The 6,670-nt window shown below is 44.4% G+C and carries 4 protein-coding genes and 2 rRNA genes; 3 read left to right on the top strand and 3 right to left on the bottom strand.

All coding sequences use genetic code 11. From position 1 onward, the window contains the following. Both ABMY45_RS21365 and rrf read left to right on the top strand, forming a co-directional pair. Nucleotides 1–108, top strand: a 23S ribosomal RNA gene (locus ABMY45_RS21365); the annotation flags it as partial. Between the two features lie 167 nt (nt 109–275). Next, nucleotides 276–389: ribosomal RNA gene (gene rrf, locus ABMY45_RS21360) — 5S ribosomal RNA — on the top strand. Nucleotides 390–708: 319 nt separating this feature from the next. Here rrf and hemN read toward each other — a convergent pair. Then, nucleotides 709–2,079 carry an oxygen-independent coproporphyrinogen III oxidase gene (gene hemN / locus ABMY45_RS21355; RefSeq protein ID WP_010607038.1) on the bottom strand — a complete coding sequence of 457 codons (1,371 nt, stop codon included), beginning with the start codon at nt 2,077–2,079 and terminating at the stop codon, nt 709–711. 109 nt (nt 2,080–2,188) lie between these two features. Beyond that, nucleotides 2,189–4,219 (bottom strand): methyl-accepting chemotaxis protein, encoded by a 2,031-nt coding sequence (locus ABMY45_RS21350; RefSeq protein ID WP_174170527.1) that lies wholly within the window; start codon nt 4,217–4,219, stop codon nt 2,189–2,191. Between the two features lie 127 nt (nt 4,220–4,346). Between ABMY45_RS21350 and ABMY45_RS21345 the strand changes: the two genes are divergently transcribed. Then, on the top strand, nt 4,347–5,144 hold the full coding sequence (locus ABMY45_RS21345) for an NADP-binding protein (RefSeq protein ID WP_211867179.1): 798 nt from the start codon (nt 4,347–4,349) through the stop codon (nt 5,142–5,144). Here the strand turns inward: ABMY45_RS21345 and hutH are convergent. Beyond that, entirely contained in the window at nt 5,136–6,668 is a 1,533-nt protein-coding gene (hutH, locus tag ABMY45_RS21340; protein ID WP_174170529.1) for a histidine ammonia-lyase, read from the bottom strand. The genes ABMY45_RS21345 and hutH overlap by 9 nt on opposite strands. Nucleotides 6,669–6,670: the final 2 nt, after the last annotated feature.

Raw genomic sequence — 6,670 nt, 5'->3', positions numbered from 1 at the left:
TAGAGTCAACTGAAGGGCCGTTGAAGACTACAACGTTGATAGGCGAGATGTGGAAGTGCTGTGAGGCATTAAGCTAACTCGTACTAATTACCCGAGAGGCTTAACCATACAACGCCAAAGTGGTTTACTAGAATTGTTCCAGACAATTCCTAGCATGACCTCCATCCATGGAGGCCTTAGCTAACAGAAGTTAATAGACTAAAGTAGACAAAAGAATTTAATCGCTTTTTCCGGATTTATATTAATGAAGGATACTTCATTAATGAACAGAATTTCCTGATGAACATAGCGTTTTGGACCCACCTGACCCCATGCCGAACTCAGAAGTGAAACAAAACAGCGTCGATGATAGTGTGGGCTTCCCATGTGAAAGTAGAACATCGTCAGGGCCAAATAAGAGAAACCCGTTGCAGCAATGCGACGGGTTTTTTGCTATTTGGGGTATAGAAAACCTCGCAAGCCAATTAAAACCTCGCGAGGTAAACTCGCTCCTACCACAGTATCAGCACAGTGCAACATGGTGCGAGGTGGTTTACCCGCCTATGAGTTGTAATGAAGTTCCGGCAAAAAACCATGTACATCAAAACCCATTGCAGTAATGCGACAGGTTTTTTTGCTTATAGAGATTTGAAATTAAAAAAACTTCGCGAGGTACACTCACTCCCACTATAAACACAGTATTGTGGGAGGTTTGAGAGAGTTAGGTGGTTAAATAACGCGAGAGAAGCGGGTGTTTTTGACTTGGTTTTGTAAGTAAGCATCAAAGCACATGCAGATGATGCGAATAAACAAATTGCCGTTACTTGTGACTTTTATGGTGTGTTCATTCAGCTCTACCAGTCCATCTGCTGCTAGCGGCTCTAGAGCGTTAAGTGCTTGAACGAAATATTCGTCAAAATTTATATCATAACGTTGCTCGAACACCTTTTTATCTAACTCAAAATGACAAATAAGCTGTTTGATCACAGCCGCGCGTATTTCATCATCACCACTTAAGGTTATCCCTTTAGTGATCGCACATCTTTTATCACTTAAAGCATGATAATAAGGTTTTAACTCTTTCTCATTTTGCAAGATCATATGACCAATTTGAGAAATGGATGACACACCAAGACCTAACAGGTCGCACTCGCCATGAGTGGTATAGCCTTGAAAATTACGGTGTAGATGCCCTTCATTTTGCGCCACAGCCAGCTCATCGTCTTTTTTGGCGAAGTGATCCATACCGATGAATTGATATCCAGCAGTGGTCATCTGTTCCAGTGTTTGCTTAAAGATCTCAAGTTTTTCTCCCGCACTTGGCATGTCGGCTTCTTTTAGCTTTCGCTGTGCTGCAAATCTATCCGGAAGATGGGCATAGTTAAATACAGAGACTCTATCGGGAGAAAGCGCAATAAGTTGCTCAATCGTTTGCTTGTAGCTCTCTACTGTTTGAAATGGTAACCCATAGATCATATCCATATTAATAGATTTAAAACCGAGCGTTCTCGCTTCAGTTAAGGTAGCCAGCACTTCATCTAGATGCTGTGGGCGGTTTACCGCAGCTTGTACTTCATCATTAAAATCTTGTACGCCAAAAGACACACGATTAAATCCGAGCTCGTGTAGGTGACGCATCATATTTGGTGCAAGTGATCTTGGGTCTATTTCAATACCACGCTGTGCACTTTGAGAGAAGTTAAATGCACTATTGAGCATTTCGATTAGACGTGTCATTTGCTCTGTAGTTAAGAAAGTTGGTGTACCACCGCCTAAATGAAGTTGTTCTACACGATACTCAGAAAATAGCGGCGCTTTTGCTGCGATTTCTTGTGCTAAGTAATCTAGGTAAACGTCAGCTTTGGATTGATGACGAGTAATGATTTTATTACAGCCACAGTAGTAACATAGTTGATGACAAAAAGGGATATGAATATACAGCGAGAGTGAACGAGATTTAGAGCCCGTAATAGCCGCTTGTAACTCTTTTTGGCTATAACCAGACTCAAGCGATAAGGCCGTTGGATATGAGGTATATCTAGGACCAGATATATTGTACTTGTTGATAAGGGAATCATTCCAAATAGGTAAATTAATCACGATACGCACTCTCGAGTTTTATTAAGAGTGTCAGTGTACTTTTTACCGTCTGGGCTAGACTTGCCTTAGATCAAAACACGCCGCGATTGCGACGTGTTTTAGTGTTTGATTAAAGCTTAAATTGGTTTACTGTTGAGTTAAGCGCCTTGGCTAAGTCGTTCAAGTCGCGGGCTTCATCTGCCAGTACATTGGCGTGGTTGGCCGTGCTATTAACGAGCTCATTAATTTGGTTAAGACTATTGTTAATATCTTCTGCAACAACGGTTTGCTGCTCTGTTGATGTCGCAATTTGATGGCTCTGGTCTTGTACTGTCGTGACCGACTCTGTGATTTCTTTTAAGGCATCAAGCACGGCTTGCGTTTCCTCTACGGTCCCCTCTGCGCGGTCTTGACCTTGCTGCATCATCACTGAAGCTTGTTGTGCAATTTGCTGTAAACGAGAGATCATATTACGAATGTCATCGGTAGACTCTTGCGTGCGGCTTGCAAGCGATCTGACTTCATCAGCAACCACCGCAAAGCCTCGACCTTGCTCGCCCGCTCTGGCGGCTTCTATGGCGGCATTGAGTGCCAGTAAGTTCGTTTGTTCAGCAATACCGTTAATCACATCGATAACAGCACCTATGTTACTGGTTTCTTGTTCAAGTCCGGCAACCACTTTTGCGGCCTCACCAATATGGAGTGCTAGTTCAGTCATGACTTCTTGGGCTTGTGATGAACGTCCTGCACCTTCATTGGTAATACGTTGTACGACATCAGCGGCTTGGTTGGTCTCTTGTGCATTACGTGAGATTTCAGTCACAGTGGCTGCCATCTCGGTCACTGCCGCGCTTACGCTATCTACCTGTTCTTTTTCGCGCTGAATTTCGCTGTTAGTATTGTTTGATACTTCACGCAATTGGGCGGAAGCATTACTTAATTGCTCAGCTTGTGCTGCGGTATCGAGCATCATTGCTCTAAGTTTATCGATGAAGGTATTCATATGCAGCGCGAGTTGACCAACTTCATCTTTACTGGTGATATCGATACGTCTAGTTAGGTCGCCTTCACCTGATGCGATGTCTCGCATGGTTTCGGTAAGCGCTACAATCGGTTTGGTGATCATTTGCGTGGCGAGCAAGATCATTGCCACGATAATGGCTAAGATAATAATCAAGGCTGTGATTGTGCTCATTACGGCGTCATTTACAGGCGCTTCGATCAGCGACACCGGAATAAGTAGGCCAACGTGCCAATCCAATAGGGGGTTGTCTAATTTCACATTGTCATAAACAACATAATACGCTTCCCCTTTGAACGTGACTGTACTATTGCCAACGGGGTTACGCTTGATAGCGGCATTTAGAGCGTCAAAGCCTGATGTATTGGAAAACTGGGATTCAAGGCCATCTAAACCTTCTTTGCCTTTCTCGCCTTCATCTGTGGTAGAGAGTGAATGACCAGTACGCTTGGATAAATGCACAACATTTAAATCACCATCGAGCAAAAAGCCAAAACCTTTATCTTGAAACTTGATACGTTCAACCATATCGTTCAATTTATTGATCTGTAAGTCGACGCCACCCATGGCGACGAGTTTGCCGCCGTTATTGTAGATAGGTTGACGGATCACAGCAGACACTGCACCGGTATTGATATCGGTTGCAATTGGACCAACATACAATTTACCTACATCCAGCGTATCCTGCCACCATGGGCGCTGATAGGCGTAGTAAGGTCGACCATCCGAATATGCTGATGTACGATCATTTTCTTTAAAATATTCACCGGTGTTTGCTGAGGCAATAAAGGCTGAGAGAATATTTTCATCACCTTTGGCGATTCTAACTAAGTCTTCATTGACCTCTTGATAGTCTTTATCTTTAGTCAGATCGGCGCCACGGGTATTATAATTTTCAAACCAATGAATGTTGTGAGGCGTAGAAACAAAGGTTTCAACTACTTTACCGTATTGGCCAAAGAATGCTTCCATCGCCAATTTTTCGGCTTGAATATAGCTTTGCGTTTCTCGTTCAATTCCATCTCGAGAGAGCGTTGCAATATGGCTGACGAAAAAGCTTGATGCAATAATTAATAATACGGAAATGGTGCCGCCAATTAGCAGCAATATTTTCTTTCTAAGGGATAAATTCTCAAGCATGACACTTCTTATTTTTAGCTTATGCAAACGGTAATCAAACCATAGATAACAGGAGAACGCCACCGTTTGCGTTAACTTCTTTTACATAGATAATACAAGGTAACTTCCTAGTTAAGGTAATATTCATATGAAAGTATTAAATCGCAGTCTGGTGGTACTGGGCGCGGGTTGGCTCGGTGAAGCGTTGTGTCGCGAAGCTGAGTTGCAAGGGTGGCAAATAGAAGGCACCAGAACCCAAGCTAGCGAGATGCATAGCTGGTCAAGGCAGCTGGTCTTAACTGAAAATGGCACCTTAGCGCACTCAATTTCTTTACACAACGCGTATTGGGTGTGTGCGATCCCACCAAGAGCTAGGCATGTCGATAGTAACTATTTAGAAACGTTAGAACAGGCATTGTTACTTGCAAAGAAGATGTCAGCAGCAGGTTTCTTATTGTGTTCGACCACTGGCGTTTATAGCACCGAAAATGGTGAATATGATGAACAAGGTAAGTTAGCGGATAAAGCCAACCAGCGTGTTGATATACTAAGAACTGCTGAAGAGATGGTGCTTAACGCAGGCGGTAAAGTGGTGCGCTTAGCAGGTCTTCAAGGTCCCGGTAGGGAGCCTGGGCGATTTGTAGCAGGAAAAGCCTTGTCTAGCTCAGCGAATGGTAGAGTGAATATGGTTCATCGCGGTGATGTTGTTGCTGCAATCAATACCGTGATCGCGCGGTGGCAGGATGCTGCAGACATTTATAATGTTTGTTATCCAGCACACCCCACGAGACAGGCGTTTTATCAATATCACTGTGAAAAGTTAGGGACTGAGATGCCAAGTTTCGCTTCGTCAAAAGAAGAAGCGCGCATTATCAAAGCCGAGCGTATTACCGAACTCGGCTTTGCCTATCATCATCCGATTGTTAATGAATCTGAGTTAGGCTGAAGGTAAGAGTTGTGCTGGTAGCAAGTGCGCCAGTGCAGCTTGACCCAATAACGCATTAGCACTTTCAATATCGGGTGCAAAATACCTATCTTTGTCATAAAAGCTCACGACTGCTCGTAATATTTGCTGAGCAGTAGCCACTTTGTCAGATGGCTTAAGTGGCGCTCTAAAATCTAACCCCTGCGCTGCAGCAAGATATTCAACTGCGAGTACACCTTGGGTGTTGTCAGCCATTTCCTGTAAGCGTCTTGCCGCAAAGGTTGCCATGGAAACATGGTCTTCTTGGTTTGCCGAGGTTGGGAGGCTGTCAACACTGCCAGGATGTGCGAGTGTTTTGTTTTCAGAGGCCAGTGCCGCAGCAGTGACTTGCGCAATCATAAAGCCCGAGTTTACACCGCCATTGTTAACTAAGAAGGGAGGCAGTTTTGATAAGCTCGAATCAATAAGCAGCGCGATACGACGCTCAGCCAATGCACCAATTTCAGCAATGGCAAGCGCTAGGTTATCAGCCGCCATCGCGATAGGTTCTGCATGGAAGTTGCCGCCAGAAATAATATCTCCAGCATCAGCAAATACCAGCGGGTTATCTGTTACCCCATTGGATTCTACAAGGATCACCTCAGCGGCTTGCCGGATCTGAGTTAAACAGGCACCAAGCACCTGTGGTTGACAACGCAAGCAATAAGGATCTTGTACTTTTTCACAATCAACATGAGCATCACTTATTTCTGAGCGAGTTTGTAAGATATCTCTAAATGCCAGTGCAGTGTCGATTTGGCCTTGCTGACCACGAACTTCATGAATACGCGCATCAAACGGCGAGCGGCTGCCCATAGCCGCTTCAATGCTCATTGAACCAACGACACAGCTTTGCGCATAAAGATCTTCAGCTCTGAAAAGACCTTGCAGTGCAAAGGCTGTAGATGCTTGTGTACCGTTAAGTAGTGCAAGACCTTCTTTTGCAGCTAAAGTAAGTGGTTCAAGTCCTGCTATTTTTAACCCATCGATGGCATCGATAAGTTCACCACGATAGCGAACCTGACCTTCGCCAAGGATCGGTAAACACATATGCGATAGTGGTGCAAGATCGCCTGATGCCCCGACTGAGCCTTTCTTGGGCACACAAGGATAGACTTCGGCATTAACCAAGGCCGCTAAGAATTCAATTACATCCAAGCGGATCCCAGAGAAACCACGAGAGAGTGAGTTGATTTTTAGTACCATCATGAGTCGAACGGTGCTATCGTCCATTAACTCGCCAATACCGGCTGCGTGCGACAGTACAATAGAGCGTTGTAGCAACTCTAATTCGTCTTTTGCAATTTTGGTGTTGGCCAGCAAGCCAAAACCCGTATTAATGCCGTAAACGGTGCGCCCTTCTTTGATTACTTGCTGAACTGTGTCTGCACTGTTAGCAATAGCGGCTTTCGCTGATTCGTCTAAGCTGAGATGAACAGGCTGTTGATTGATTTGTCGTAACGTGTTTAAAGTCAGTTGGCCTGGGATTAAATTTAGTGAGTACATAC

It is taken from the genome of Pseudoalteromonas sp. XMcav11-Q (assembly GCF_040104525.1).
GTDB lineage: Bacteria > Pseudomonadota > Gammaproteobacteria > Enterobacterales > Alteromonadaceae > Pseudoalteromonas.
This window is presented reverse-complemented; position numbering and strand designations above follow the sequence as displayed.